The following is a 25,710-nucleotide window of genomic DNA, read 5'->3' as shown; positions in this document are numbered from 1 at the left end:
ATTACATAAAGATGGCGTAAACCACTGCCGCGACAATGAAGCGGTAGATGGCGAAAGAGACAAACGAAATACGCTTGATCAGTTCCAGGAACACTTTGATTGCCAGCAGCGCCACAATGAAGGCGGTGACAAAACCAACGGCAAACATCGGGAGATCCTGCATCGTCAGGAATCCGAGGCTCTTATAGAGATCGAGGCCGGTAGCGCCAATCATCATCGGCACCGCCAGAATGAACGAGAATTCCGACGCCGCATAACGACTCACGCCCATCAGCATACCGCCTGAAATCGTTGCACCCGAGCGCGAGAAGCCCGGCCACAGCGCCAGACACTGGAAGCAGCCAATCATAAACGCCTGGCGATAAGTGATATCGTCCACGCCGACGGCTTTCGGTTGCTTTGGCTTAAAATATTCCGCGACCAACAGCAGCACACCACCGACAACCAGCGCGTACATCACATTGATCGGGTTAAACAGCGTTTTGATTTGATCGTGCAGCAGCAGACCAATCACCACCGCCGGCACCATACCCAGCAGAATATGAATCAGCGTCAATTTCCCGGTGCCGACGCCTTCGTGCTTAACCTCACCGAAATGGATGCCGATCAAGCCAAACAGGCGACGCCAGAACATCACCACCACCGCCAGGATTGAACCCAGCTGAATCACCACTTCGAAGGTTTCTGCAGTTTCGCCTTCAAAGCCCAGCAGGTGGCCAACGATAATCATATGGCCCGTGGAAGAGACCGGCAGGAATTCCGTGAGGCCTTCTACAATCCCCAGGATTGCAGCTACCCAAAGCTGATGAATGTCTGCCATCAAAATTATTTCCTCTATCCGTTTTAAACAGTAAAAAGGCGGTCGCAAAGGGCTACCGCCTGAAATTATGCCTGCGCCACGCTGAAGGAAACCTTAAGAAATTCGGGCACGATCTGTTAGTTAGCGCAGCGGCCTCAAGTGAGACACACCATAATTTGGTTTGGTTTCATTGTGATGGCAATCACGGAAGATTTATTTCGGAATAGTCCCGCGCTCAATACGCACGCCAACGCTGCCCGCCTGGGCGATAGCCCCCGGTTTTGCTACCTTTATGCGCACTCCAGGCGTTTTGAAACGATTCATCAACAGAACGGCGATTTCTTCCGCTACCCTTTCAACGAGGGCAAAACGCTGGCCTTGCAGATGATTGAGGATCGCTTCAGTCACATCGGCATAGCTCAGGCAATCATTCACATCGTCGCTGGCGGCGGCCTGGCGGTTATCCCAGGCTAGTTCGACATCGAGCACCAGCTTCTGCTGCATGCCCTGCTCCCAGTCGTAAACGCCAATAGTCGTGAACACGGTAAGCTGCTCGATAAATACGATATCCATGATGTCAGTCTCTGTTTTTGGCTAAGCCGGATACCACTTCCGGCGGATTATGCGTATTATCCACGCTTATCGAGAACAAAACGACCCAAAAGGAACGGTACGAAGCTATGAGTGCTATCGCGCTTGGTATGATTATTTTCGCGTATCTTTGCGGTTCGATTTCCAGTGCGATACTGGTTTGTAAACTGGCTGGTTTACCCGATCCGCGCTCGCAAGGCTCAGGCAACCCTGGCGCTACCAACGTTTTGCGCATTGGTGGCAAAGCTGCCGCTGCGGCGGTACTTATTTTCGACGTGGCGAAAGGCATGCTCCCAGTGTGGATCGCCTACCTGCTGCACGTTGCGCCCCTCTATCTTGGACTGACGGCGATTGCCGCCTGCCTTGGCCACATCTATCCGGTATTCTTTCGTTTTCGCGGCGGTAAAGGCGTAGCGACCGCATTTGGCGCAATTGCGCCGATTGGCTGGGATTTAACGGGATTGATGACCGGTACCTGGCTGTTAACGGTACTGCTAAGCGGCTATTCATCGCTTGGCGCCATTGTCAGTGCGCTGATCGCACCGTTTTATGTGTGGTGGTTTAAACCGCAATTTACCTTCCCCGTTTCCATGCTCTCCTGTTTGATTCTGTTGCGACATCACGACAACATTCAACGCCTGTGGCGCGGCCAGGAAACGAAAATCTGGAAACGGAAGAAGAAGAAATAAAAAAACCGGCGCAAAGCCGGTTTTTTGCGTTTTAGATGGCGGGCAATTCGGATAGCGGCCAACGCGGTCGCACGCTAACGCCAAGTTCTCCACGCGTGCCCCCTTTCAGCCGCACCATGCCAGCGTAAGCGATCATCGCGCCATTATCTGTGCAAAACTCAGGGCGCGCGTAAAACACTTCGCCACCGCGCTTTTGCATCATTTCGGCCATCCGCTCACGCAGCGTGCGGTTGGCACTGACGCCGCCGGCAATCACTAAACGTTTAAAACCGGTCTGCTCCAGCGCGCGTTTGCACTTAATCATTAAGGTATCGACCACTGCATCTTCAAACGCGCGAGCAATATCAGCACGTGCTTGTTCGTCGCCCTGATGCTCGCGAATGGTATTCGCCGCAAAGGTTTTTAGCCCGGAGAAGCTAAAATCCAGCCCCGGACGATCGGTCATCGGACGCGGGAATTTGAAGCGGTTGGCCGTGCCCTGCTGCGCCATACGCGACAACATTGGCCCGCCGGGATAATCCAGACCGAGCAGCTTGGCGGTTTTATCGAACGCTTCACCGGCTGCATCATCAATCGATTCGCCCAGCAAAGTATATTCGCCAATACCGGTCACGCTGATTAACTGCGTGTGACCGCCGGAAACCAGCAGCGCCACAAATGGGAATTCAGGCGGATTCTCTTCCAGCATCGGCGCCAGCAGATGCCCTTCCATATGATGGACCGGTACCGCCGGCACATTCCAGGCGAACGCCAACGCGCGGCCAATGGTTGCCCCCACCAACAACGCACCGACCAGGCCCGGTCCAGCCGTATAGGCAACACCATCAATTTGTTGTGGCTCAAGACCCGCTTCTTTTAGTGCCGCCTGAATCAGCGGCACGGTTTTACGCACGTGGTCGCGCGATGCCAGTTCCGGCACCACGCCGCCGTAATCGGCATGCAGTTTGACCTGGCTATATAATTGATTTGCCAGCAGACCGGACGCATCGTCATAAATCGCGATGCCGGTTTCATCGCAGGACGTTTCAATACCCAGAACTCGCATAGCTTTTATCACCCTCTTCTTGCGGCGCGCAGTGTAGCACAGGCAAATCACACCCCAGAGACTTTGGCCAGGAAAAAGTGTTTTTCTGTCGCATAAAGAGTGCGCTATACTCCACGGCCTGAAAAAACCGGCAGCCGCGATGGCAAATGCCCCTGTTGGTTCTAAATTATACATGGTGCTTTACAAGTCAGCCGCGGCTGGAGTAAAATGCTGCACCATTTTGAAATGTGCTGGCGCCGCAGTCAGCAGCAAAAACCGAATTTTATCGAGGTAAGAGTTACATGCCGGTAATTAAAGTACGTGAAAACGAGCCGTTCGACGTAGCACTGCGTCGCTTCAAGCGTTCATGCGAGAAAGCAGGTGTTTTGGCAGAAGTTCGTAGCCGTGAGTTCTACGAGAAGCCTACCACTGAGCGTAAGCGCGCTAAAGCATCTGCAGTTAAGCGTCACGCCAAGAAACTGGCTCGCGAAAACGCACGCCGCACTCGTCTGTACTAATTTCTTGCGGAAGTTCGCTTCCGCCGCGTGATAAACGCAGACAGAGTCAAGTAAAAGGCCGTGCTTTCCGAAAGGAAGCGCGGCTTGTTGTCGTTTATGAGCTGAAAAATCGGGGCTTATGGCTGGACGAATTCCACGCATATTTATCAACGACTTACTTGCCCGCACGGACATCGTGGATATTATCGATGCCCGCGTTAAGCTGAAAAAGCAGGGTAAGAATTATCACGCGTGCTGTCCTTTTCATAACGAAAAAACGCCCTCTTTCACCGTAAGCGGTGAGAAGCAGTTTTATTACTGCTTTGGCTGTGGTGCCAAGGGCAACGCCATCGATTTCCTGATGAATCACGATCGTCTGGAATTTGTTGAGAGCGTTGAGGAGCTGGCCACGCTTCACGGCTTAGAAGTGCCGTATGAAGCGGGCAACGGTCCTAGCCCGATGGAGCGCCATCAGCGTCAAAGTCTTTATCAGTTGCTGGAAGGCCTGAACGGCTTTTATCAACAGAGCCTGCGTAATCCGCAAGCGCAATCTGCCCAGAAATATCTCGCCACGCGCGGACTCAGCCAGGAAGTGATCGATCACTTTGCTATCGGCTATGCGCCCGCCGGCTGGGATAATGCACTGAAGCGTTTTGGTCAGCAAAAAGACGATCGCGAATCACTGATGGAAGCCGGCATGCTGGTCAGCAATGACTCAGGCCGCACCTATGATCGTTTCCGCGATCGCGTGATGTTCCCTATCCGCGATAAGCGCGGCCGCGTCATCGGTTTTGGTGGTCGCGTGCTGGGCAACGATACGCCGAAGTATCTGAACTCACCTGAAACACCGATTTTCCATAAAGGCCGCCAGTTATACGGACTTTATGAAGCGCAAAAAAATCATCCGCAGCCTGCGCGTTTGCTGGTTGTTGAAGGTTATATGGACGTGGTGGCGCTCGCGCAATTTGGCATCGATTATGCCGTAGCATCGCTGGGCACTTCGACTACCGCTGAGCACGTTCAGCTGCTGTACCGCTCAACGGATACCGTGATTTGCTGTTATGACGGCGACCGCGCCGGACGTGAAGCAGCATGGCGTACGCTCGAAACCGCATTGCCTTACATGAATGATGGTCGTCAGCTACGCTTTATGTTTTTGCCCGATGGCGAAGATCCGGACACGCTGGTACGCAAAGAGGGCAAAGAAGCCTTTGAAGCGCGGATGGAGCAGGCTACACCGCTCTCCACGTTTTTGTTCGACAGCCTGATGCCGCAGGTAGATTTGAGTACCCGCGATGGTAAGACCAAGCTGGCGACACTTGCGTTACCACTGATTAGTCAGATTCCCGGTGAAACGCTGCGTATTTATATGCGCCAAACTCTGGGTAATAAACTCGGTATTCTTGACGATAACCAGTTAGACAAGCTGATGCCGAAGCTGGCCGAAAGTGGCGCGCTGCCCACTGCACCACCGCTGAAGCGTACCACCATGCGCGTGCTGATTGCGTTATTAGTGCAGAATCCACAGTTCGCCTCCATCGTACCGACGCTGGATGGACTGGAGCAGTCGAAAATGGCAGGTTTACCGCTATTTGTGGAGTTAGTCAGCCGTTGTACAGAGAATCCTGGCCTGACTACCGGACAGCTACTAGAGTTATATCGCGGGACAAATTTTAGCCAGCCCCTTGAAACACTGGCCACCTGGAACCACATGATAGTGGATGAAGAGGCGGAAGAAGTGTTCCAGGATTCACTGGCCAGCATTTATGATTCCGCGCTTGAACAGCGTCTTGAAGCGCTGATCGCCCGCGAGCGAACAGAAGGCTTAAGCGCCATCGAACGCCGCGAGTTCTGGGCTTTAAGCCAGGCATTAGCAAAAAAATAAGATTTTAACTCGGTCAGAACTGCAAGCACATTAAAAACCGCATTCTGGCTCAGTCATTTCCGGATTTTTAGACGCCATAAGCGAACCGGAAAACAAACAGCTCAAGATTTAGAGGCGTTAACGTCGCAGCCAGTTTCAGTGCTGCCAGCGCGCAGCACCCGGAGCGTACTTAAGTACGTGAGGATTGCGAGCACTGCCAGCGCTGAAAATGGCAAGTAAGTTAGCCTCGGAACGAACACAAGCGGCTTAAGTGCCGATTATATGAGGGCAAAGGCCCTGGCCGCGATGTAGGCAGCGGCAAAAACACAACGCCTTCACTGTTATAGTTGGCTCGCGCCGACCGACACCAATCTAATTAACAGAAGTGTGGATACCGTCTTATGGAGCAAAACCCGCAGTCACAGCTTAAGCTACTTGTCACCCGTGGTAAGGAGCAAGGCTATCTGACCTATGCTGAGGTCAATGACCATCTGCCGGAAGATATCGTCGACTCCGATCAGATCGAAGACATCATTCAGATGATTAATGACATGGGTATTCAGGTCGTTGAAGAAGCGCCTGATGCTGATGACCTGATCCTGAATGAAAACAGCTCCGATACTGACGAAGATGCTGCAGAAGCCGCCGCTCAGGTTTTATCCAGTGTTGAATCTGAAATTGGCCGTACCACCGACCCGGTGCGCATGTATATGCGTGAAATGGGTACCGTTGAACTGCTGACGCGTGAAGGCGAAATAGACATCGCTAAGCGCATCGAAGACGGTATCAACCAGGTTCAATGCTCTGTTGCCGAATATCCGGAAGCGATCACCTATTTGCTCGATCAGTACGATCGCGTAGAAGCGGGCGACTCTCGCCTGTCTGATTTAATCATCGGCTTTATCGATCCTAACGCCGAAGAAGATATTGCGCCGACCGCGACTCACGTTGGTTCTGAGTTATCGCAGGAAGATCGCGATGATGATGAAGAAGAAGACGAAGAGGATGACGACAGTTCTGATGATGACAACTCCATCGACCCAGAACTGGCTCGCGAGAAGTTTGGTGACCTGCGTACACAGTACGAAACAACGCGTACTGTAATTAAAGCTAAAGGTCGCAGCCACGCAGACGCCGTCGCTGAAATCCAAAATCTGTCTGAAGTATTTAAACAGTTCCGCCTGGTACCGAAGCAATTCGATTACCTGGTGAACAATATGCGTGAAATGATGGAGCGCGTGCGTACGCAAGAGCGCCTGATCATGAAGCTGTGTATTGAACTGTGCAAAATGCCGAAGAAGAACTTCATCACGCTGTTTACCGGCAATGAAACCAATCCAAGTTGGTTCAAAGCCGCGCTGGCCATGAACAAGCCTTGGTCGGAAAAACTGCTCGAAGTTGAAGATGATGTGAATCGTTCGCTGTACAAACTGCAGCAGATTGAAGAAGAAACCGGCTTGACCATCGAGCAGGTCAAAGACATTAACCGTCGCATGTCTATCGGCGAGGCCAAAGCGCGTCGTGCGAAGAAAGAGATGGTTGAAGCAAACTTGCGTCTGGTTATTTCTATCGCTAAGAAATATACCAACCGTGGTCTGCAGTTCCTCGATCTGATTCAGGAAGGCAACATTGGCTTGATGAAAGCGGTTGATAAGTTTGAATACCGTCGTGGTTATAAGTTCTCAACTTACGCCACCTGGTGGATTCGTCAGGCTATCACCCGTTCCATCGCTGACCAGGCACGTACCATCCGTATTCCGGTGCATATGATTGAGACCATCAACAAACTCAATCGTATCTCGCGTCAGATGCTGCAAGAGATGGGTCGTGAGCCGACACCGGAAGAGCTGGCCGAACGCATGCTGATGCCAGAAGATAAGATCCGCAAAGTGCTGAAAATCGCTAAAGAGCCTATCTCGATGGAGACGCCGATTGGTGATGATGAAGATTCGCATCTGGGCGATTTTATCGAAGACACCACGCTGGAGCTGCCGCTGGATTCCGCTACCTCGGAAAGCCTGCGCTCAGCCACCCACGATGTGCTGGCTGGCCTGACCGCGCGTGAAGCGAAAGTTCTGCGTATGCGTTTCGGTATCGATATGAACACCGACCACACGCTGGAAGAGGTAGGCAAACAGTTTGATGTAACGCGTGAGCGTATTCGTCAGATTGAAGCGAAGGCGCTGCGTAAACTGCGTCATCCAAGCCGCTCTGAAGTGCTGCGTAGCTTCCTCGACGATTAATCAGCGTCGAGACGAAAAACCCCGGCTTGCCGGGGTTTTTTATTATCTGCAGAACCGCATTTTTACCTATTGCCCTGTAGCCAATCATGCAGCTGACGATAGGATGCCGCCATCTCTTCCAGCGTCGCACGATTTAGACCGCTGGGATTGGGCAACACCCATAATCGCGTCTTACCCAACATTTGCGGCTGCTCGCCCCACTCCACTTTGCGCTGACGAAACGCTTTCTGAAAGGCGTCCTTGCCCAATACCGCCAACGCGCGCGGTTGATAATGCAAAATCTTGTGCTGCAAACGTGAACCACCGTCACGTAACTCATCACCATCCAGTTCGTTGGCCTGCACCGTCGGACGCTCCACCAGCATGGTGATACCACAGCCGGTTTCCATTAGTCGCTGCTCCTGATCGGGCTTAAGTAACTCCCGGGTGAATCCCGCCTGATAGATTACTTTCCAGAAGCGATTGCCAGGATGCGCGAAGTGATAACCGGTATGTGCTGATGATTTTCCCGGATTGATACCACAAAACAGCACCTGCAAATCGGGCGCGATGATATCGCGGATATCGTGCTCACTCATGGTGTCTCCACTCCGGCACGTTGTTTCACGGAACGACGGCTGAGCGCCAGCAAATTTCCTGCTTCCTTTTTATCAGCACAAGAACGAGCCAGCGCCACTGCCCCGACCATCTCAGTCAGAATCGTCGTTGCGGCGTCATCTGCTTGCGGGTGGTTAAGCTCACGTAGCGTCTGCGCTAAACGCTGTCGCATCTCTGCACGCTGCTGAGAAAACAGCGTGCGCGCATCCAATGGCAGATGCGCCATTTCACTCACCAGCGCAGGTAGCGGGCAGCCTTCACCCGGCGAGTCACAATGCTGCTCTGACAGGTAGCTATCAATCAGCTGATTAAATCGTTCCAGTGGATCTTTTAGGGCAGTAATAGCAGCGAAGCGGCGGGCTGAATCGGCAAACATCTCTGCAATCACGGCTTGTACCAAATCCTCACGTGAAGTGAAATGCGCGTAAAAACCACCGTGCGTTAAGCCTACGCGCTTCATCAGCGCGGCTACGCCAATGCTTTCAGTACCGCTCTCGCGCATCACCACCGCTGCCTCATTCAAGATGCGCTGCCGCGTACGTGCTTTGTGGCTCAGCTTTTCCATCTCCACTTCCCTCACTCATCGCTTATGGCAATCAGTGTAATTATTACGATCATCATATTCCAGCTTGACGGTAAATATTATGATCGTCATATTAAACTACGCAAATATGATAACCATCATCTCGAGGAACCTAACATGTCACAACAACTGGCTTTGATTACCGGCGCATCAAGTGGTATTGGCGCCACCTATGCCAAACAGCTAGCAGCACGCGGAAGCAACCTGATTCTGGTGGCACGCGATGAAGCCAGACTTAATCAATTGGCACGATCTCTGCGCGAGGCGCACGGCGTGGAGGTCAGCGTATTGACTGCAGACCTAACGCATCAGGATGATGTGCAAAAAGTCGTTCGGGAAATTCAGGAAAATAAGCTGATCACGCTGCTGGTTAACAACGCTGGCATGACGGTAGAAGGCGAATTTGTTGATGGTGATATCGTAAAAATACAAACCATGCTGACCCTAAACATCGTTGCACTAACACAGCTGGCTCACAGTGCCGCGCAGGCCTTTCGAGCACGCCGCAACGGCACAATCGTGAATATTGCATCGGTATTAGCATTGGTAAATGAGTCTGCGAATGGCGCGTATAACGCCAGCAAAGCTTATGTCCTTTCCCTAACGCGCAATATGCATCGTGAATTAGCCGAAAGTGGCGTGCGTATGCAGGCTATGTTGCCTGGTCTGACGCGTACCGAGATCTTCGAACGCGCGGGTAAATCTATCAATGACCTTCCCGCAGAAATGCTGATGGAGGTAGATGATTTAGTCTCAGCGGCCCTGCATGGACTTGATGCCGGCGAGCTAGTGACCATCCCATCAGTGGAAGACATGGACCTTTGGCAGACTTACGATGACGCACGCCGCGCAATATTGCCTTTTATTTCATTAAACAAGCCAGCATCGCGTTATTTGTAGCAATGATGACCTTTTTAGTCAGCCTGGTCTCAAAAAGCGATGATGATTGAGCGCTATATGCGCGATAAAGCGGGTGATAATGCATTTTTCTTTTTGAGATCAAGGGCTCAGCCATTGCTGTAATTTTCGCCATCCAAATGGCGAACTCTGGATCACCCCAACAAGATACTCTATAATCCCCGCTCCGCTGGCCCCTTAGCTCAGTGGTTAGAGCAGGCGACTCATAATCGCTTGGTCGCTGGTTCAAACCCAGCAGGGGCCACCAAATTTAGTGATTAAAATCATGCACTTAAGCCGCTTTTTCAGCGGCTTTTTTTGTAGCCAAAAATCTGATTGGCAGCAAAATGGCAGCAGATTTTTTCCCGTTTTCTTCTGTTGCCCTGCCCTTCATGTTTGACGGCTATTTTTTCGTTCGTCCCCACAGCCTCTGAAGGTGATCACATGGAAGAAATGCACTTCGTCTATATCAATGCAAAAGGGCAAGTTAGCGCCCAATCGATTTTTAATGTCAGCCACAGTGCCGAGCATGTGCAAGGCGTCTGCAACGTCATCAAACAATTAAGAACCTTTCGCAAAGACAGAGTAATTAAACTTGTTGAAACAGCGGACGCAGCTTCTGCATTTCTCATAACGGTGAAAGAAAGTGATTACTCTCACATTCAATTGAGCAGGCCTAAAGTTCAAAAAGTAACTTTTGACGTTTGCTTCACTGGCTTTAAAAAAGCAGATAAAGATCGATTAATAGAATGCGCTATTGCCAATGGCATGACAGTAAGAAGCTCTGTTACACAGAATCTTCAATTACTTTGCTGTGGATATAATGCTGGGCCAACAAAAGTAACGGCTGCCCGTATGAAAGGTGTTGTAATACTTGATGAAAATCAATTCGGAGATTTTTTGAAAACGGGTGAAATTCCTGAAGCATAATAGCCCACATTAGCAGGCTATTTAATATTTGCAGCGATCATAACCACAATGGTTGCTGCTGATTTCTTCCCGGATGCGGCGGCACAGGTTTAACGCTACCCGGCTTCATAATGATCTCAGAGACCGTTTCATGAGATTTAAAAGTACAACTGCAATTAATGTTCTGGCACTGGTTATAACGTTCTTTGGTTGTCGCTGAAACCTGAAAGCTGCTGCGTGTATGTGCGGCATTCCCGCACAAAGGGCAATTCATCATAATGTCGTCTCCAAACCCCAATTGAGATAAATACTACTCAATTTAACCCTTTTGAGATAGCACTATTCCATTTCAAGTGAATCTATTTTCACTTCAAGTTCAATGCTGGTCGTGTAGCCGTTCTCCGCGCTCAGTCCGTGCGTCAGCGTCGTGATAATCCATTCCGCTTTATCAATCTGCTGTTTAAACCCGCTGACCTTCACCGGCATTTCCGTGTAGAGATCGGCCCGGCCACGTGCCAGCTGAATAGAGAACGTTGCCACACCGCGCTGCAGCCGTTCCCACTGCATTTTTGCGGCGCGCTCGGCGTTGGCCCGGTTCGCATAGGTGCGGCTCAGCACCAGGACGTTTTCATCCGTGCCAATCAGATAGTCGCCCTGCTTCGCCTCCGGCTCCTTCTTCTGCGCGGCGGGCTTTCGCCGCTTACGCTTCACCGTGGCTTCCGGCTTTTTGTCCGGCTCGCGGGTGTGCAGCCAGCTTGCGATCACGCCGGTGTAGGCGTCCCGGTCAGCCAGGGTAAAGCGATGGCCGTCGCCGTCTTTGCGCACGAGGGTGATGGCGGGCAGCACTTTGCCGCTGGCCGTTTTGCCCTGCCCCTGACGGATAAACAGCAGGTTGCCGTCCTTGATGCACGCCACCGCGCCGCACTGTTTCGCCAGGCGCATCAAAAAGCTGGCGTCTGACTCGTTGGTCTGGTCGATGTGATCGAGCCCCATTTTCGCCACGTCGTCGCCCATCGCCGTTTTGAGCTTGTGGCGCCCGGCAATCTCTTTAACCACCTCGCCGACGCTGGTCTGGTGCCACGACTTCTCGCGCTTGGTGTTCAGCGTCTGGCGGAAGTCCGCGCTGCGCGCGCGCAGGGTCAGCCGGTCCGGTGTGCCGCTGTGTTCGATTTCGTCCACGGTGTAGGTGCCTTTCGGGAAAAGCACCTCCCCTTTCCAGCCCAGCGCCAGCGACAGCTCAACGCCCCGGCGCGGCATCAGCAGCTGGCCGTCCGCGTCGTCCAGCTCGATGTCCAGCTGGTCCGCCTCAAAGCCCCGGTTGTCGGTCAGCGTCAGGCTGATGAGCCGCTGCTCTATCTTCTGCGTGATGTCCGCCCCGGCAAGCGTCAGCCTGAAGGCGGGCGCGTTTGCCTGCCCGTTAATCCAGCTGCCCGCCATCATGAGAACAGCCCGCCCACTGCTGCACCGACTTTTCCGGCGGCGTCGGTGGCCGCGCCCTGCATGGCCGACAGCTGATCGCTGAGGCTGCCGAACATCTCACCCAGCGATTCGTCGGTGCGCTTCAGCGTCAGCGTGAACTCAATGCGGCGGCACACGCCGTTGCTGAAGAACTCCGCTTTGGTCTGGCTCAGGCTCTCGATCACGAACATGCCGTAAATCGTGCCGCTGCCCTCAATCAGCGGCCACGCGCGCCCCAGCTCGGCAATCTGCTCGAGCGCAAACAGCGACAGCCTGCCGCCGGTGATTTCCGGCAGCAGCACGCCTGACAGCGTGATGGTGTCGTTATCCGGACCGAGGAACTGCAGCGCCGGGCGCACGCCCACGCGGCTGTTCGACGGGAAGCGCCAGCTGCGCTGGAGCTGCAGCTCCTGATACGGCACCGTCTTGAGCATGAAAACAAACAGGCCCAGCGTCATCATCATTATTCAAACCCTCCTCGATCCCGGTAACTGCTGCGGGCGCGGGACTGCGCCTGCCGCTCTTTTGCCTCCAGCCTGCGCATCACCTCGTCCACCACGTCCTTCGCGTTCTGGCCCGGCTGCTGCACGATGGTGATCGGCGCGTGAATGCTCACGGGCGCGGCGCTTATGCCGGGCTGCTGGCGCGGCGCGTCCTGCCGGTACGCCTGCGCGGGCAGGCTCAGCGGGTGCAGCGGCTTCGCCTCCGCCGTTCCGGACGCAATGCCGAGCGTCATCGCCGCCATGGCCGCCAGCTGCGCAGTGCGTTTCCGGCTCGTCACGCTCACCGGGCCGCCGACGATTTCCGGCCCGTTTTCTCCCACGACGCCAAACTGGCCCGCCGGGATGTTGCCGCCGGTGTCGTACATGCCCGCAAACGCCGGGAAGCCGCCCGTAGGCAACGTTACCCCGCCCGCACTGACGCTGGCCGCTTTTGGCGGTTGCGGCAGCCTGGTGTCAGCCGCCGCCTTGCTGACGAGGCCGAACTTGTCCAGCAGCTCGCCGATCCCGGCCTTAAGAGAGTCAAGCGGGTGCATCACCATGTTCAGCCCGTCGGCCAGCGCCTGCCCGAACGCTTTGCCCTTCGCGGCGGCGCTGTCCAGTTCGGCCGCCGTGGACTGCACCGGCGTCAGCAGGTCTTTAAACCAGCCGAAAAGCGCCTGAACCTTGTCGCCTATCCACTGGAAAACCGGCTGCAGCGGTGAAAACGCCTCGCTGATCGGCCCGGCGGCGGCCCTGAAGCCGTCCACCACGCCGCCTAAAAATGCCTTAATCGGCGCCCAGTATTTCCAGATAACCAGCGCCACCCCGGCAAGCGCGGCGACGGCCAGCCCGACGGGACTCAGCAGCGCACCCAGCGCCCAGATTACGCCGGTCAGCACCGTGCGCAGCAGCGCCAGCGGCGACTTCACCAGCCACATCAGCGCACCACCGGCACCGCGCACCGAGGCGGCCAGCGGCGCAAGGGCGGCACCGGCCAGCCCGCGCACCTGCGCGCCGAGCGCCCGTACACCGGCCATCGGGTTACGGAAGGAGGCAACCAGCGTCTGCCCGGCGTCCTGCGCCTTCTCCTTAATTTTCTCCAGCGCCCCTTCACGGAAGGCGTTCAGTATGCCGCCGTCCTCGTCGTCATCGTCACCGCCGCGAAGGGAGGCCAGCGCGTCGCGGATTTTCTCCAGCCAGTTCACCGACTCCCCGGCCTCGCCGCCGCTGAACAGTGAGAACAGCTTTTTGATGCCGTCACTCGAAGATGTAAGGCCGGGCGCCAGTTTTGCGAATGCCTTGCCCAGCCCGCCCAGCAGCGGCGAGAGCGTCGCCAGCCCCTTCAGGCCGAGCATGCTTAATCCGAAGCGCAGCATCAGGATCGGCCCCAGCACGGCGGCCATGCCCACGGCAAGCGTGCCGAGCGCCAGCGTGACCGTTGCCACCACGGCGGCGATTTTCATCAGCCTGCCGACCAGCTCCGGGTTCGACTCCACCCAGCGGCGCATGGTGCCGGTGACGCGCTTCACAGCGTCCATGATTTCCAGCAGCGGCTGGCGCAGCGTGTCACCGAGGCCGCTCATCGTGTTGGCCGCGCCGGTTTTCACCAGCAGCCACTGCGCGGACAGCGAGTCCTTGTTGATGTCGGACTCTTTCTGCATGGAGCCGCTGGCCGCGTTGCCCTGCGTCAGCTGCAGCTGGCGACGCAGCTCCGGCATGTTGTTGGCGAGCTTCGCCGCGTCCTTGCCGAACTCCTTGCCAAACACCATGGTCATCGCGGTAAGACGCTTGTCGGCGGGCAGGTTATTCACCTTCTCCAGCACGCGCTGAATGGTGCCCATCGCGTCGGTAGTCATCTGCTTTTCAATCTGTTTCGGATCGAGCTTCAGCAGCGCCATGCCGCCCATGAAGGACTTGCCCTGCATGGTGGCAACGGAGAGTTCGCGCACCATGGCGTTCGCCGCGCTGGCGGCGGTTTCCGCCGTCGCGCCGAGGCTCAGGAACGTGGAGCCGAGCGCGGCGGCCTTGCGGTAGTCCAGCCTGTCCGCCACGCCGCCCATGCGCTGCAGCACGTCGATAATGTCCGATCCCTTGGACATCGCGTTGTCGTCCAGGTAGTTCAGCGCGTCGCCCAGCTGCTCGATGTTGCGCGTGGGGATTTTGTAGAGCTGCGCAATCTTGCCCAGCCCCTCGGCCAGCTCACCGGCGGGCAGCTCAAACGCGGTGGACGCCTTCGCCGCCGTGGTGGCAAACGCCAGCAGGTCGCGCTTCTGGTCCTCGTAAGAATCGTTCTGGTTGGTCACGCCCATTCGTGCCCCGCCCTCGACCAGCGCGGCGTAGTCAATCGCGCCGTTGTCCATCGGCAGCTGCTCGCTGGCGGCCTTGATGGCGGCCTGCATGTCGTAGAACTGCGCCGTGCGGTTGCCGTTGTTGTCGCGCAGGCCGTTAACCTGCTTCGCCACGCCCTTCATAGCGTCTTCCATGTCCGCCGAGGCTTTCACGGCGGCCATCACCGGCGCGCCCATCGCCAGCCCGGCGACGGTGGTCGCCGCACCGGCACCGGCAATTTTATCGCGCACCTCCAGCGAGCGGGCGTGGCGCTCCCGCACCGCGTTGAGCTTCGCCTGCTGCTCGCCGAGCCGCTTCAGCGACTTCTGCTGGCGGTCAATCGCCGCGCGTGCCTCGTCGGCACGGCCTTTCAGGTCGCGCTGTGCCTGGCTCAGCTTTTTGGTATCAACGCCGGACTCGGTGAGCGCGGCGCGCTGGCGCTGTACCGATCCCAGCAGCCCGTTATAGCTCTGCTGCAGCTCGCGCACGCGGTTCTTCGCCTGCTCCAGCACCCTCGCCTGCGCGGCGGTGGGCCGGTTGGTCTCGCTGAACTGCGTCGCCAGCTTCGCCGCCTCTTCGCGCGCGCCCTTAAGATTGTTTGCGGTGATGGCAAGCTGTGACCGGGCTTTACGGAAGCCGTCGATGCGCGCGGCCTGCGCGTCTAAATCTTTCAGGCTGGCGCGCGCGGTGCGCAGGGAGTCGGCCAGCTCGCGGGTGCTGGCCTTTGCAGAACGGAAGGGGCGGGTTAGTTTGTCTACCGCGTTAAGAACAAGCTGCAGGCGCAAGTCTTTATCACTCATCGCTGGTCCCGTGTCGCATTATCGCCTTATGCCGCCATTCGAGTACCTCGGTCAGCGTCATGAACTCGGTAACGGACGGCGGCCAGTGAAAGACGGTGGCAATGTCCGCCACCAGATCGTCTACCGTCAGGCCGTCGCTAAATCCGACAGCACCGACTTCTTCAGTAAAAAAGTGACCACCTCAACCGACAGGCTCACCAGATCGGCGGGGTCCATCTCGGTGATTTCCTGCACGGTCAGCGCCGGGGTGGTGACGCGCGGCAGCACGGTGATCATGGCGTTCACGTCCATGTCCATCAGCGCCTGCAGGCGCGTGCCGCGCAGCGCGCCGGACTGCGGCTTGCGCACGACGACGCTCTTAATCTCGGTTTTCCCGCGCGAAATCGGGGTGTCCAGCTCAACGGTCTTTTCGGTAGTTTTGTCGGTCATGATGATGTCTCGCTAAAGGGTAAAAGGCGGCAGGGTCTCCCCTGCCGGGTTGATTACAGGCCGAGCGCGTTGCGGTGCGCTTCCATCAGGTCCGTGCCGTCTACGATGTGAACCATGTTCACCAGGTCAATCTCGTAGAGCACTTCGCCGTTGATGGTCAGCTTGGCGTAGCTGTTGGTGCCGGACACCTTGGTGGTGCTGGATTCGCCGGTCTTCCACTCGCCGGAGTCCAGCTCCTTGTGGCGGCCACGCGTCACCAGCTCCACCGCCTGCACCTCGCCGGTGTCGTCGCGCTGAATTGAGCCGGTAAAGCGCAGCTGCACGCCGTCCACGGTTTGGGTGCCCATCTGTTTGAACAGCAGCGCCTCAACGCCGCCGCAGGTAAATTCCGTGTCCAGCGCGCCGTCGTCCAGGCCCATGTCGATGTCCACCGCACCGGCCATGCCGCCGCCGCGATACTTTTCGAACTTGCGGGTGATTTTTGGCAGCGTCACGGACTCAATCAGCCCCTGCCAGTTGTTGCCTGCGTTGAACAGGTTCAGGTGCTTGAGCTTGCGGGGTAATGCCATGATTCAGTCTCCTTATGCGCTGACACGGCTGGCGAAATCGACCAGGTACTGATCGGTGATGCGCTGGCGCAGCAGCAGGTTTTCCAGCGGCGGCACCGGCGTGTAGTCGTAGTCAATCAGCAGCTTGCCCGCCTTCAGCGTGTCCTTGTCGTTTACGCTCTCGTCCAGCCAGCAGTCCGCGCCGATGAGATAGCCCTGATTCACGAGGCTGCGCAGCTTCGCGCGGATGCCCTCGATAATGTCGCGGGCCAGCGACGGGTTAAGCGGGCCGTCCACCGCCCACATGTGCGCCTCGGCCATGGTGTCGGCCAGCACCTGCGCCGTGCGGGTATAACACTCAAACGCAAACAGCGGGTCGTCGCTCAGGCAGCGCGAACCCCAGAAGCGGAAGCCATCTTTACGAATAAGCGTGGTGATGTCGTTCTGGTTCAGCAGGCCGGAGTCGGTAGCCGGATCCTGCAGGTCCCAGAACACGTCTTTTGAGATGCCGGTGACGCCGTTCACGCCGACGTTCGACAGGGATTTGTGCCAGCCGGTCTGTTCGTCGATTTTGGCGCGCAGGCCGAGCGCGCGGGCGGTGGCGAAGGCCGTCGCGTCCGCCTTCAGCACGGTGTCAAAGTTGATGAAGTCAGGCCAGATGAGCATGCCCTCGCGCTGGCTGAAGTTCGCGCGGTAGGCGATCGCCTCTTCCACGCTCTTACAGCCGTACGCCGACAGGTAGGCGAAGCCGCGCAGGCTCTGCGCCACGCTCAGCAGCTCGGTTGCAACGGCCTGCGTGTCATGGCCCGGCACGCCGAGAATGCGGGGCTTGACGCCGCACACCGCCTGCGCGGCCAGCAGGGCTTTCATGCCGGTGCGCTGGCCGTCGGTGACGCCGCCGATGATGTTGGCGGTGGTTTCGGCCTCGGTTTCGCCCTGCGGCACGCGCACTACGACGGTGACGGGTTTAGCCTGGTCGCCGATGGCGTCCAGCGAGCGGGCCAGCGTGCCGGACTCGCCCGCCTTGCCGCTCGCGGTTAGGACGTCGGTCAGCAGTACCGGACGGTTAAGCGGGAACGTGGCTGCGTCGGCGTCGTCGCCGGTGCAGACCAGTCCGACAATCGCCGTGCTGATGGTGGTAATGGTTCGGGTGCCCTCGTTGATTTCCTCAACGCGCACGCCGTGGTGATAATCCTGTGCCATATGGCGGTTCTCCTGTGAAGGGGTTCCGCTATGGTCGGCGCTATGTTACTTCGGGGCACTGATTTGCTGTTGTGTGGGTGATGACACAACCGACGAGCGCAGCGCCCGCTGCTCTGATGCGGGGATATAGCGGTAAAGCGTTTTAACCGATACGCCGATCACCAGTGACACCTGGAGAAGCGTCGCCCCCTGCGCCAGCATTCGCCGGGCGCGCTCCGTGATTTCCGGCGTCATTAACCGCCGCCTGCCACCAATGCGACCTTTCTCGCGGGCGGCCGCCAGACCGGCGCGTGTTCGCTCCACGATTAGCTCACGTTCCATTTCGGCAAGCGCGCCCATCACGTGGAAAAAGAATCGCCCCATGGGCGTGCTGGTATCAATGCTGTCCGTCAGGCTGCGAAAGTTAACGCCCCGCTCGCGCAGCTCCTCGGTAAGCATAACCAGATGCTGCATGCTGCGCCCCAGCCGATCGAGCTTCCACACAACGAGCGTGTCTCCCTGCCCCAGCGTGCGCAGCGCCTTTTTAAGTCCCGGCCTGTCGCGGGATTTTCCGCTTATTTTATCCTCGAGAATCAGGTCGCAATTTGCGCTCTTGAGTGCGTTGCGCTGTAAATCCGTATTCTGCTCATTTGTTGATACCCGGATATAGCCAATCAGCATGGATTCATTCCGTTAAAAGCCGCGAAGTGTGCCAGCAGACCGTTAATAAGTGCCAGGAATATCTTTCTCTCAAACATTGTTATTTGAATATGTCCGCTTTGAGCGAGAAGCGGACATGAAGATTTTTATGTCGTCATGTTTAATATTAAAAATAACAGAAATACATATAATAATGTCAAGAAGACCCTCTTTTACTGAGGGTCTTGTCTGACAAAAAAATTATTAACATTAAAATCATCAGGAAGATACTTTAAGGTATTTCTCATCCAAAACATGCTGAATAAGCAGCTCATCAAAATGGTCTATTAACTCAATTACCTTATCATGCAGATCATTATATGAAGATTTACTTAGAGTACTGGTTTGCCATCCTTCAGTTCGTTCCCCATGAGAAATTTTATTTCTATAATTCAGTAAAACCTCATCAATATGTACTTTGTTCGCCATGAAAACCGAATTATCCAACCCAATAACATGCAAAATATCCTCAAGTCGCCTCATTTTAAGGTTACTTTCAGTTTTAATTACTCTTAATGCCGTGATATTAAAAATCTCATTATCCAGATTATTACAAATGGCATTTGACAGCCCTGAATAAGAGCTTATGACTTTTGAGCCATTAAGAGAAATTAATTTATCATAAATATATGAAGTTACATTATTATCTGAAAGTTGGCTTAACTTAAGCTGAAGGCAGTTGAGATACTCAATGTAGTGTAAAGATGCGGCTTTTATATGCCCTTCCCAATGAGAGTATAAAAGCGCAACACCAGCTCTTATATGAGTATGTTCGTTCATTCCCGATGAAGAGAAAACGAACGACTTGAGTAAAGTCATTTCTTTTTTTCGCCATGCCTTGTCACTCTCAATGAATGACTGCAGTTTATCTTTAAGGTTTATTTCCATTTAGAAACACCTTATCAATTAATTCTTGAAAACGCGGCCATCTATAGTTTGCTTTAGCACCTGAACCACTGTGCTTGATGAATACATCATCTGCAAAAATATCTCTTGAAGATTGGTGCAAAGTGTTTTTAACATCATTGTCACTCATTCGACCAGTTTTCAAGCTTTTGTAAACTCCAGTAGCTAAAACCTCATAAGCTGATAGGTGGAATCCACCTCGGAAAGCATCCCTTTGAAAATCAAACTTTTTAAATGAATTATCTTCCAAAACTTCATATATAAAATCAAAGGTTTTTTTAAACAACTGAGATTCATTGTCCCAATCAAATTTATCACTGGTAAGATCAGTCACCTTATTTGTTAAGTATTCAGATACTTCTTCAATGCCGCGAAGTTCTTGTGCATTGGAGTTACCTAAAACAAATAGCCTTAGAACCAATTCCATATCGTATCTTTCATCATATAGCCTTTCCGTAATGGATATTGAATCTTTAAATGTTTGGTATTTTGATAGTTCATCTAAACGATCATATGCATTTTTATCGAGCATGATAAGAAGACAGTTTCGAACCTCCTGTTCAGATAGTTCACTACCACCAGTATTCAGCCTTTGAAACAGTTCAAATTTAGTATTTACATCGCTTTCCTTTTTTATTATTTTTATTTCTATTTTTTCCCTCTTAAATGCCATCTTAATGGATTTTTCAATCTCGTTATTTTCATCTCCGTTCCAAACCTTACCATCTAAACCCGGGAGGTATTTGGTTCCTTTTAAAACTAAAGATGGTTGTAACTCACCTTTGTCATCTTTTAATTCACCCATAAGGGCTAATATGGTTGATATTCTTTGCAAGCCATCAACGAGATCCCAAACGCCATCATCCCTTTGCGCAACGAATATAGACGGTATGGGTATTCCTAACAAAACAGACTCAATTAAGCTTACTTTTTGCTGGTGACTCCATCTAAAAAACCTTTGGAAGGACGGGTTTATATCAATTTCTCCGTCTTTATATAGATTAACAAGCTCACCAATAGACATAGGATAGGAGTCTGTAAATATCTCCTTTCTTCTAGTGTCAATTTGTTTTATTAATTCACTCATAAATTATATCCTGTTTAGAATAACGAGAATCTTTTAAATTTACATCAAGCTTTATTATCATGTGGCATGCCGAAATTTAACATTTAATATGGTATTTAAAGCTTTTGTCATGAATTTAACGATACATGATATGGCTGTTATTGTCGATCACATCCCAAATCGCTATAGCGCCTTTCCAGTGTAGCTTTTGAATAGTCTCAAGCACAAACGTCCGCTTCTGGCACACAGCGGACTAATAACGCTGAGACATTACTATCAGTGTCATAAACCTTGGTTTGGGCGAAGCCGCGAAAATGCCCGCCGCATCCGCCATCACCAACGGTGCGGGCTGGCTGTCCATTCCTGTGCTGATTGGCGGCGTCACCCGCAATATCATTCTGCAGTGGAAATCGGTGAGCGTCCCGATGTCGACAGACGGCACCATGCAGGTGGTCAATACATCATGGCCCGTGGCGTTTCCGACGGCGTGCCTGTCAACCATCCAGGCGTTAACCAACTCGCTCATTTACGCAACCAATGGCACGCCTTTCACGTCGTCAGCCTCCATTGATCGCGCCACGTTTGCCGCAGCGAGCAGCTATTCCAAATCGACGTCAACCGTCACCGTATGGGGAGTGGGCCACTGATGAAAGACTACGTTTACAGCGCGTCGCTGAATATGATTTGCGCCGTCGCGCTAAAGCATGATTATGAGCTGGCGGGGACATGGCCGGGTGACGCCGTGGAGCTGGAGCCGTCCACCGCGCTGGAATTTATGGGGGAGGCACCGCAAGACAAAATTATGCGCGCCGGGCCTGATGGCTTACCCGCATGGGCAGATACTCCGCCGCCATCGCCCGCGCAGTTGTCAGAGCAGGCTGAGCAGTGCAAAACCAGCCTGCTGGAAATGGCGCAGGACACCATCAGCATCTGGCAAACTAAGTTACTGCTTGGGCGCATCAGTGACGCAGATAAGGCAAGTCTCAACGACTGGCTGGATTATATTGATGCAGTCCAGGCTCTTGATGTTACATCACCGGAAGTTATCAGCTGGCCTGATGCTCCTGCTCAGTAGGGTTAACCGGAATGTCTCCCCACTGAGGCATTCCATTCCCACCTGCGATCCTCATTTTCCCTAAAGGTGCCAGCCCCATAAATTCGGCAGCCAGCTCATTGCTGGCCTCTGTGCAATCTGATAAATCCCATCCTGCGGCTTCATACTGCTGACGCATCTGAGCAGGAATGAAAACATTGTTTTTAGCTGACCATAGCATGTGCATTTAATACCCCTCTGCCCTGTAATAAATCGTGTTAGCTGTGCTGCATACGATTGATGCCACGAATGAACTTGCAGATTTAGTAAACACACCCACAAAACGAGAGCTTGGGTCTTCAGTCTGATAGGTAAACCAGATACCTACGCACACCGAAGGAAATGGAATAGGAAAATTCACCGTGACTTTTTGAGCGCCAGAAGCGCCGGAAACGCTGAATGATCCCCCTTGCTCAATCATCCCTGATGGGTGCTGCCTGTACCATGCGCCGCCACGCTGAGCAGGAAAGCTGCTCATATCCGGAATCTGATTGGCACCTGTACCAACTGAGCGCTTTGCCGCTTCGCCCAAACCAAGGTTTGCGAGAAACGCCGGAACGTTCGCGATATCGCTACCGTTCTTGCTGATGTCCATCTTTCCGGCCAGCGCGGTGGTCATGGTGGTGGCAAAGTTCGGATCGTTGCCGAGCGCCGCCGCCAGCTCGTTCAGCGTGTCCAGCGCCGCCGGTGAGGACGCTACCAGCGCAGAAATGGCTGATTTCACAAACGCCGTGGTCGCCAGCTGCGTGTTATTCACCGACTGCGCCGCCGTCGGCGCGGTTGGAGTGCCGGTCAGCGCGGGGCTTGCAAGCGGTGCCTTCAGCGCCAGCGCACTAGCGATGGTGGTGGCAAAGTTCGGATCGTTATTGATGGCCGCCGCCAGCTCTTTGAACGTGTCCAGCGTACCCGGCGCGCCGGAGGTCAGCACCTGAAGCGCCGCCACCACAAAAGCGGTGCTGGCAATCTGCTGCGAGTTATTGCCCGCTGCCGCCGTTGGCGTTTTCGGCGTGCCGGTGAGCGTCGGACTTTCCTTTGGCGCGTACTGCGTATGCGGGTCGGCTGCGACGAGGTGCTTCGCCATCAGGTCGTCCACGTACACCTTCAGCTCCAGCACTTTGTCATCAACGTATTTACGTGTCGCCAGCACCACCGCCGGGTCGATTTTCAGCGTGATAGTGTCGGTGCTGCTGGTAATCAGCACCATGCGCACGGTCTGCGTGCGCCCGCTGCCCTCGGCCAGCTGCGGCTTGTAGCTCTCCGGGCAGTTGCCCACGGCAATCAGCGCGCCCGTGTCGTCGAACAGGCCCACCTCGCGGATCCACCACCCGCCCTCGGTTTCCGGGATAACCTGCTCGGCGATAATCTGGCTGCTGTTCTGCGGGTCGATATACAGCATATTCAGGTCAGCGCGGCGCTTTTCCGCAATCAGCTTCGTCTGCTGTGCGCTCGGGGTTGGCAGCACGCCGCCGCCGTCGCCAACGGCCATCTGCGTAATTTTCAGCGGCACGCCGAGGGCGGCAGCGCTGGCAAGCTTTGCCGCGCCGATGTCCGTCAGCAGGGTATAAAATTTTGCGCTCATGGGTTCACTCTCACTGTGTCAATAATCTGCAGCGCCCCGCCTTCGTACGCGGTGCCGCCGGAAATAATGGTTTCGTTGATGTAGGGATAAACCGTGATTTCTTCGCCGATGTAGGTGCCTGCGCCGACAAAATACGGGCCGCTGGTTTGCAGGTTGATGGACATACCGATCAGATGACGGCTGCACGGCTTGGCATCGCTGATAAGCCGCTCCAGCTCCTGATAGGTTTCCTCCGTAATGCCCTCGTCCTGCACGCCGATGTCCAGCCGAAACGTGCCGGGCGCTTCCCCGTTCTTCCACCACTCAATCACGCGGATCAGGAAGCCGAACGGCTCCACCACGCGCCGGATCGCGCTGATGGTGCCTTTGTGCTGATGGATGTAAAACGCGTCCATCACCACCTTACGCTTCACGCTTTCCGCCCAGCTTTCGTCCCAGCGGTCCACCGAAAACGCCCAGGCGAGATAGGGAAGGAAACTTACCGGGCAGCTGTCCGGGTTCCACAGGTCGCGCAGCGGCACGTTCAGGCCGGAGATTCCGGCGCACGCCTGCACCAGACGTCGCTCAAGCGCGGATGAACCGGGCGGTAATAGGCTGGTACTCATGCCATCACCCCGTCATCCGCCACGCTGATGTCCGTCCCGGTGCAGTTGCCCGCCTGCGTGCGGTCCATGATGATGTCCTCTGCCGGTTCGGTGATGTCCACCCAGTCCACACCGGCCACGCGCAGCACCGCCCCGTACGACTCGCGGCGTACGCTGCGGCCCAGCTTTTTCTGCTCGGTGAGGTAGGCGGCCAGCCGCGCGTTTGCCGCCTCCAGACAGGGCGCGGCGGCCACGCCGTCAAACAGGTGCAGCCTGGCCTGCACGCGATAGTCATTGATGGTTGCACCCTGCACGGTCACGCGGTCCGCCACCGGGCGCACGCTGTCGTCATTCAGCGCTTTGTCCACTGTACTCAGTAAATCATCGGGGGCCGCGCCGTTGCCCTCGCGGCTCAGCACGGTGATGAGCACCGTGGCCGGTGAAGGGCTGATGGCGGAAACATCCTGCACCCGTCCGTCCGCGCTGCGGGCGTGAAACTCGTAGGCCGCCGTCGGACCGGCAACCGATAGCCCCTCAAACGCCTCCGGCACGCGCACGCGCAGCGCGTCGTCGGATTCCATCACCGCATCCACCGGCGGCACGGCGTCCGGGTTGGCCGGGGTGACTGTCAGGCGCTGCACGTTGCTGCGCGCGGCCAGCTGGTCGAGGTCGCTGCCGAGCGCGTAAGCCACCATAACCGCCTGCGCCGCTTCATTGACGCGCTGGCGCAGCAGGATTTCGCGGTACACATTTTCCTGCAGGCACTTCACGACAGGATCGGACTCCAGCGCCAGCACGCGGCGCATGGCGGCCTGCTCGTCCGCCGGATAGAGTGCAATCAGCGCTTCCTTGCGCTCGGCAAGCAGCGTTTCAAAATCCGGCACCTCAATAACTTCCGGTGCGGGCAGCTGCGAAAGGTCAATTACTGCCACTGTTCACCCCCGTAGGCACTGACATTGCGAGCGGTGAGCCGTCGGCGCGCTGGCCGGTCAGCTCAACCACCATGGAGCCATCAAAGGCGCTGGTAATATTCAAAGAGCTGAGGCGGATACGCGGCTCCCAGCGGCTCAGCGCCGTATATACCGCCGCCATCACCTGAAGGCGCACCACGTCGTTCTGCGGCTGGTCAATCAGCACCGACAGCAGCGAGCCGTATTCACGCCGTCCGATGCGGCTGCCTTCCGGCGTGATCAGGATGTCGCGCACGCTCTGGCGGATGTGCTCGGTGTCGGTGATGGCTGCGCCGGTGTCGCGGTTCATGCCGAGATACATCAATGCGGACCTCCGGATGTGTCACCGCCGGACTTCACGCCGCCGTGTTTATGCTTATCGACTACCACGCCGTTAGAACTCATATCGCCGCCGCCCTGCGTCACCTCGCCGTTCATCACTATTTCGCTGTTAATCAGCGTCCGACTGGCATCAACGCCCAGCTGGTCGGTGATCAGCTGTATGCCGTCGGCGGCCTCAATGCGCACGCTTTTGATGTTTTTAATCAGCAGCTGGCCGGTGTCCGGCTCGTACTGGAACCAGCCGCCGTCGTTGAACACGGTGGTGCTGCCGTTCTCTGAATAATCGGGCGGCGGGAAGGCGTCGGAATAAATGGCCGGCAGCGCAAACGCGGTTTCAAGATTGCCGCCGAGACTCAGCAGCACAACCTGTTCGCCAATGGAAGGTTGCCACCACGTACGGGTATTACCGGCGCGGCAGGTGAGCCAGTTAATCCAGTTGGTTTCAAGTTCGCCCGTTTTCACCCGGCACAGCCAGTTGGCCGGATCCACATCGGACACGGTGCCAGTGCGTATCAGGTTGGTGATAAGGCGCATGATTTCGGTGAGTTTTTCGTTCATCAGCACACAATGG

General features: G+C 55.3%; 30 protein-coding genes and 1 tRNA gene. 9 read left to right on the top strand and 22 right to left on the bottom strand.

Features of this window, described 5'->3' with window-relative positions; genetic code table 11:
• Window position 1: 1 nt before the first annotated feature.
• Both bacA and folB read right to left on the bottom strand, forming a co-directional pair.
• Complete coding sequence (gene bacA, locus AC790_RS00610) at window positions 2-820, bottom strand: undecaprenyl-diphosphate phosphatase (RefSeq protein WP_049850610.1); 819 nt, start codon at window positions 818-820, stop codon at window positions 2-4.
• Between the two features lie 192 nt (window positions 821-1,012).
• On the bottom strand, window positions 1,013-1,372 hold the full coding sequence (gene folB / locus AC790_RS00605; RefSeq protein WP_009127658.1) for a bifunctional dihydroneopterin aldolase/7,8-dihydroneopterin epimerase: 360 nt from the start codon (window positions 1,370-1,372) through the stop codon (window positions 1,013-1,015).
• Window positions 1,373-1,479: 107 nt separating this feature from the next.
• Here folB and plsY point away from each other — a divergent pair, with 107 nt between their 5' ends.
• The gene (plsY, locus tag AC790_RS00600) at window positions 1,480-2,079 is read left to right on the top strand and encodes a glycerol-3-phosphate 1-O-acyltransferase PlsY (RefSeq protein ID WP_009127656.1); all 600 of its coding nucleotides are present in this window, start codon (window positions 1,480-1,482) and stop codon (window positions 2,077-2,079) included.
• A gap of 31 nt (window positions 2,080-2,110) precedes the next feature.
• On the opposite strand, the gene tsaD is transcribed toward plsY, so the two are convergent.
• Window positions 2,111-3,124, bottom strand: coding sequence for a tRNA (adenosine(37)-N6)-threonylcarbamoyltransferase complex transferase subunit TsaD (gene tsaD, locus AC790_RS00595; protein ID WP_009127654.1), 1,014 nt, complete (start codon window positions 3,122-3,124; stop codon window positions 2,111-2,113).
• A 281-nt stretch (window positions 3,125-3,405) separates the two neighbouring features.
• Here tsaD and rpsU point away from each other — a divergent pair, with 281 nt between their 5' ends.
• From rpsU to rpoD, 3 genes are all read left to right on the top strand, one after another.
• Window positions 3,406-3,621 carry a 30S ribosomal protein S21 gene (gene rpsU / locus AC790_RS00590; RefSeq protein WP_008103436.1) on the top strand — a complete coding sequence of 72 codons (216 nt, stop codon included), beginning with the start codon at window positions 3,406-3,408 and terminating at the stop codon, window positions 3,619-3,621.
• Window positions 3,622-3,739: 118 nt separating this feature from the next.
• Complete coding sequence (gene dnaG, locus AC790_RS00585; protein ID WP_049850609.1) at window positions 3,740-5,485, top strand: DNA primase; 1,746 nt, start codon at window positions 3,740-3,742, stop codon at window positions 5,483-5,485.
• 380 nt (window positions 5,486-5,865) lie between these two features.
• Window positions 5,866-7,707, top strand: a complete 1,842-nt coding sequence (gene rpoD, locus AC790_RS00580) for an RNA polymerase sigma factor RpoD (RefSeq protein ID WP_009127647.1) — start codon at window positions 5,866-5,868, stop codon at window positions 7,705-7,707.
• Window positions 7,708-7,769: 62 nt separating this feature from the next.
• Here the strand turns inward: rpoD and mug are convergent, their stop codons facing one another.
• Window positions 7,770-8,285, bottom strand: a complete 516-nt coding sequence (mug, locus tag AC790_RS00575; RefSeq protein ID WP_049850608.1) for a G/U mismatch-specific DNA glycosylase — start codon at window positions 8,283-8,285, stop codon at window positions 7,770-7,772.
• On the bottom strand, window positions 8,282-8,869 hold the full coding sequence (locus tag AC790_RS00570) for a TetR/AcrR family transcriptional regulator (protein WP_049850607.1): 588 nt from the start codon (window positions 8,867-8,869) through the stop codon (window positions 8,282-8,284). Before AC790_RS00570 ends, mug begins: the two co-directional genes overlap by 4 nt.
• A gap of 135 nt (window positions 8,870-9,004) precedes the next feature.
• Between AC790_RS00570 and AC790_RS00565 the strand changes: the two genes are divergently transcribed.
• From AC790_RS00565 to AC790_RS00555, 3 genes are all read left to right on the top strand, one after another.
• Window positions 9,005-9,787 (top strand): SDR family oxidoreductase, encoded by a 783-nt coding sequence (locus AC790_RS00565; protein ID WP_049850606.1) that lies wholly within the window; start codon window positions 9,005-9,007, stop codon window positions 9,785-9,787.
• 189 nt (window positions 9,788-9,976) lie between these two features.
• Window positions 9,977-10,052 (top strand) — tRNA-Ile (locus AC790_RS00560).
• 176 nt (window positions 10,053-10,228) lie between these two features.
• The gene (locus tag AC790_RS00555) at window positions 10,229-10,714 is read left to right on the top strand and encodes a hypothetical protein (RefSeq protein WP_049850605.1); all 486 of its coding nucleotides are present in this window, start codon (window positions 10,229-10,231) and stop codon (window positions 10,712-10,714) included.
• A gap of 37 nt (window positions 10,715-10,751) precedes the next feature.
• On the opposite strand, the gene AC790_RS24015 is transcribed toward AC790_RS00555, so the two are convergent.
• The 11 genes from AC790_RS24015 to AC790_RS00510 form a co-directional block, all read right to left on the bottom strand.
• Entirely contained in the window at window positions 10,752-10,970 is a 219-nt protein-coding gene (locus AC790_RS24015) for an ogr/Delta-like zinc finger family protein (RefSeq protein WP_013510553.1), read from the bottom strand.
• A gap of 62 nt (window positions 10,971-11,032) precedes the next feature.
• On the bottom strand, window positions 11,033-12,133 hold the full coding sequence (locus AC790_RS00550; protein ID WP_049850604.1) for a phage late control D family protein: 1,101 nt from the start codon (window positions 12,131-12,133) through the stop codon (window positions 11,033-11,035).
• On the bottom strand, window positions 12,130-12,615 hold the full coding sequence (locus AC790_RS00545) for a phage tail protein (RefSeq protein WP_049850603.1): 486 nt from the start codon (window positions 12,613-12,615) through the stop codon (window positions 12,130-12,132). Before AC790_RS00545 ends, AC790_RS00550 begins: the two co-directional genes overlap by 4 nt.
• Window positions 12,615-15,761: a phage tail tape measure protein gene (locus AC790_RS00540; RefSeq protein ID WP_049850602.1), complete on the bottom strand. Its 3,147-nt coding sequence runs from the start codon at window positions 15,759-15,761 to the stop codon at window positions 12,615-12,617. The genes AC790_RS00545 and AC790_RS00540 overlap by 1 nt, the downstream gene beginning before the upstream one ends.
• Window positions 15,754-15,873 (bottom strand): GpE family phage tail protein, encoded by a 120-nt coding sequence (locus tag AC790_RS24010; RefSeq protein WP_071531062.1) that lies wholly within the window; start codon window positions 15,871-15,873, stop codon window positions 15,754-15,756. Before AC790_RS24010 ends, AC790_RS00540 begins: the two co-directional genes overlap by 8 nt.
• 14 nt (window positions 15,874-15,887) lie before the next feature.
• Complete coding sequence (locus tag AC790_RS00535; protein ID WP_049850601.1) at window positions 15,888-16,190, bottom strand: phage tail assembly protein; 303 nt, start codon at window positions 16,188-16,190, stop codon at window positions 15,888-15,890.
• Between the two features lie 53 nt (window positions 16,191-16,243).
• Window positions 16,244-16,759, bottom strand: a complete 516-nt coding sequence (locus AC790_RS00530) for a phage major tail tube protein (protein WP_049850600.1) — start codon at window positions 16,757-16,759, stop codon at window positions 16,244-16,246.
• A 12-nt stretch (window positions 16,760-16,771) separates the two neighbouring features.
• Complete coding sequence (locus tag AC790_RS00525) at window positions 16,772-17,941, bottom strand: phage tail sheath protein (protein ID WP_049850599.1); 1,170 nt, start codon at window positions 17,939-17,941, stop codon at window positions 16,772-16,774.
• Between the two features lie 45 nt (window positions 17,942-17,986).
• Window positions 17,987-18,601 carry a recombinase family protein gene (locus tag AC790_RS00520; protein WP_049850598.1) on the bottom strand — a complete coding sequence of 205 codons (615 nt, stop codon included), beginning with the start codon at window positions 18,599-18,601 and terminating at the stop codon, window positions 17,987-17,989.
• A 237-nt stretch (window positions 18,602-18,838) separates the two neighbouring features.
• On the bottom strand, window positions 18,839-19,507 hold the full coding sequence (locus AC790_RS00515) for an MAE_28990/MAE_18760 family HEPN-like nuclease (RefSeq protein WP_049850597.1): 669 nt from the start codon (window positions 19,505-19,507) through the stop codon (window positions 18,839-18,841).
• Window positions 19,491-20,612 carry a DUF262 domain-containing protein gene (locus AC790_RS00510; protein ID WP_049850596.1) on the bottom strand — a complete coding sequence of 374 codons (1,122 nt, stop codon included), beginning with the start codon at window positions 20,610-20,612 and terminating at the stop codon, window positions 19,491-19,493. Before AC790_RS00510 ends, AC790_RS00515 begins: the two co-directional genes overlap by 17 nt.
• Before the next feature lie 275 nt (window positions 20,613-20,887).
• Between AC790_RS00510 and AC790_RS00505 the strand changes: the two genes are divergently transcribed.
• Together AC790_RS00505 and AC790_RS00500 are read left to right on the top strand one after the other, a co-directional pair.
• Window positions 20,888-21,238, top strand: a complete 351-nt coding sequence (locus tag AC790_RS00505) for a hypothetical protein (RefSeq protein WP_152929104.1) — start codon at window positions 20,888-20,890, stop codon at window positions 21,236-21,238.
• A complete protein-coding gene (locus AC790_RS00500; RefSeq protein ID WP_049850594.1) occupies window positions 21,238-21,666 on the top strand; it encodes a tail assembly chaperone in 429 nt (142 codons plus the stop codon). The genes AC790_RS00505 and AC790_RS00500 overlap by 1 nt, the downstream gene beginning before the upstream one ends.
• Here the strand turns inward: AC790_RS00500 and AC790_RS00495 are convergent.
• The 6 genes from AC790_RS00495 to AC790_RS00470 are packed head-to-tail and all read right to left on the bottom strand — an operon-like array spanning window position 21,638 to window position 25,697.
• Entirely contained in the window at window positions 21,638-21,871 is a 234-nt protein-coding gene (locus AC790_RS00495) for a tail fiber assembly protein (protein WP_049850593.1), read from the bottom strand. The two genes, AC790_RS00500 and AC790_RS00495, sit on opposite strands and share 29 nt — an antisense overlap.
• Window positions 21,872-23,263, bottom strand: coding sequence for a phage tail protein (locus tag AC790_RS00490; protein ID WP_235440711.1), 1,392 nt, complete (start codon window positions 23,261-23,263; stop codon window positions 21,872-21,874). It abuts the gene before it with no gap.
• Window positions 23,260-23,868, bottom strand: coding sequence for a phage tail protein I (locus tag AC790_RS00485; RefSeq protein ID WP_049850592.1), 609 nt, complete (start codon window positions 23,866-23,868; stop codon window positions 23,260-23,262). The genes AC790_RS00490 and AC790_RS00485 overlap by 4 nt, the downstream gene beginning before the upstream one ends.
• Window positions 23,865-24,779, bottom strand: coding sequence for a baseplate J/gp47 family protein (locus AC790_RS00480; protein ID WP_049850591.1), 915 nt, complete (start codon window positions 24,777-24,779; stop codon window positions 23,865-23,867). Before AC790_RS00480 ends, AC790_RS00485 begins: the two co-directional genes overlap by 4 nt.
• Window positions 24,766-25,119, bottom strand: coding sequence for a GPW/gp25 family protein (locus tag AC790_RS00475; protein WP_049850590.1), 354 nt, complete (start codon window positions 25,117-25,119; stop codon window positions 24,766-24,768). The genes AC790_RS00480 and AC790_RS00475 overlap by 14 nt, the downstream gene beginning before the upstream one ends.
• Window positions 25,119-25,697, bottom strand: coding sequence for a phage baseplate assembly protein V (locus AC790_RS00470; protein WP_049850589.1), 579 nt, complete (start codon window positions 25,695-25,697; stop codon window positions 25,119-25,121). Before AC790_RS00470 ends, AC790_RS00475 begins: the two co-directional genes overlap by 1 nt.
• Between the last annotated feature and the right edge of the window lie 13 nt (window positions 25,698-25,710).

It is taken from the genome of Pantoea sp. RIT-PI-b, assembly GCF_001187905.1.
GTDB classification, from domain to species: Bacteria; Pseudomonadota; Gammaproteobacteria; order Enterobacterales; family Enterobacteriaceae; genus Pantoea; species Pantoea nemavictus.
Note: the sequence above shows the minus strand (reverse complement) of the source record. Positions and strands in the feature narration are given on the sequence as shown.

Coding starts and splice junctions, on each gene's coding strand:
- bacA (WP_049850610.1), bottom strand. CDS start 820: ATGGCAGACATTCATCAGCTTTGGGTAGCTGCAATCCTGGGGATTGTA.
- folB (WP_009127658.1), bottom strand. CDS start 1,372: ATGGATATCGTATTTATCGAGCAGCTTACCGTGTTCACGACTATTGGC.
- plsY (WP_009127656.1), top strand. CDS start 1,480: ATGAGTGCTATCGCGCTTGGTATGATTATTTTCGCGTATCTTTGCGGT.
- tsaD (WP_009127654.1), bottom strand. CDS start 3,124: ATGCGAGTTCTGGGTATTGAAACGTCCTGCGATGAAACCGGCATCGCG.
- rpsU (WP_008103436.1), top strand. CDS start 3,406: ATGCCGGTAATTAAAGTACGTGAAAACGAGCCGTTCGACGTAGCACTG.
- dnaG (WP_049850609.1), top strand. CDS start 3,740: ATGGCTGGACGAATTCCACGCATATTTATCAACGACTTACTTGCCCGC.
- rpoD (WP_009127647.1), top strand. CDS start 5,866: ATGGAGCAAAACCCGCAGTCACAGCTTAAGCTACTTGTCACCCGTGGT.
- mug (WP_049850608.1), bottom strand. CDS start 8,285: ATGAGTGAGCACGATATCCGCGATATCATCGCGCCCGATTTGCAGGTG.
- AC790_RS00570 (WP_049850607.1), bottom strand. CDS start 8,869: ATGGAAAAGCTGAGCCACAAAGCACGTACGCGGCAGCGCATCTTGAAT.
- AC790_RS00565 (WP_049850606.1), top strand. CDS start 9,005: ATGTCACAACAACTGGCTTTGATTACCGGCGCATCAAGTGGTATTGGC.
- AC790_RS00555 (WP_049850605.1), top strand. CDS start 10,229: ATGGAAGAAATGCACTTCGTCTATATCAATGCAAAAGGGCAAGTTAGC.
- AC790_RS24015 (WP_013510553.1), bottom strand. CDS start 10,970: ATGATGAATTGCCCTTTGTGCGGGAATGCCGCACATACACGCAGCAGC.
- AC790_RS00550 (WP_049850604.1), bottom strand. CDS start 12,133: ATGATGGCGGGCAGCTGGATTAACGGGCAGGCAAACGCGCCCGCCTTC.
- AC790_RS00545 (WP_049850603.1), bottom strand. CDS start 12,615: ATGATGATGACGCTGGGCCTGTTTGTTTTCATGCTCAAGACGGTGCCG.
- AC790_RS00540 (WP_049850602.1), bottom strand. CDS start 15,761: ATGAGTGATAAAGACTTGCGCCTGCAGCTTGTTCTTAACGCGGTAGAC.
- AC790_RS00535 (WP_049850601.1), bottom strand. CDS start 16,190: ATGACCGACAAAACTACCGAAAAGACCGTTGAGCTGGACACCCCGATT.
- AC790_RS00530 (WP_049850600.1), bottom strand. CDS start 16,759: ATGGCATTACCCCGCAAGCTCAAGCACCTGAACCTGTTCAACGCAGGC.
- AC790_RS00525 (WP_049850599.1), bottom strand. CDS start 17,941: ATGGCACAGGATTATCACCACGGCGTGCGCGTTGAGGAAATCAACGAG.
- AC790_RS00520 (WP_049850598.1), bottom strand. CDS start 18,601: ATGCTGATTGGCTATATCCGGGTATCAACAAATGAGCAGAATACGGAT.
- AC790_RS00515 (WP_049850597.1), bottom strand. CDS start 19,507: ATGGAAATAAACCTTAAAGATAAACTGCAGTCATTCATTGAGAGTGAC.
- AC790_RS00510 (WP_049850596.1), bottom strand. CDS start 20,612: ATGAGTGAATTAATAAAACAAATTGACACTAGAAGAAAGGAGATATTT.
- AC790_RS00500 (WP_049850594.1), top strand. CDS start 21,238: ATGAAAGACTACGTTTACAGCGCGTCGCTGAATATGATTTGCGCCGTC.
- AC790_RS00495 (WP_049850593.1), bottom strand. CDS start 21,871: ATGCACATGCTATGGTCAGCTAAAAACAATGTTTTCATTCCTGCTCAG.
- AC790_RS00490 (WP_235440711.1), bottom strand. CDS start 23,263: ATGAGCGCAAAATTTTATACCCTGCTGACGGACATCGGCGCGGCAAAG.
- AC790_RS00485 (WP_049850592.1), bottom strand. CDS start 23,868: ATGAGTACCAGCCTATTACCGCCCGGTTCATCCGCGCTTGAGCGACGT.
- AC790_RS00475 (WP_049850590.1), bottom strand. CDS start 25,119: ATGTATCTCGGCATGAACCGCGACACCGGCGCAGCCATCACCGACACC.
- AC790_RS00470 (WP_049850589.1), bottom strand. CDS start 25,697: ATGAACGAAAAACTCACCGAAATCATGCGCCTTATCACCAACCTGATA.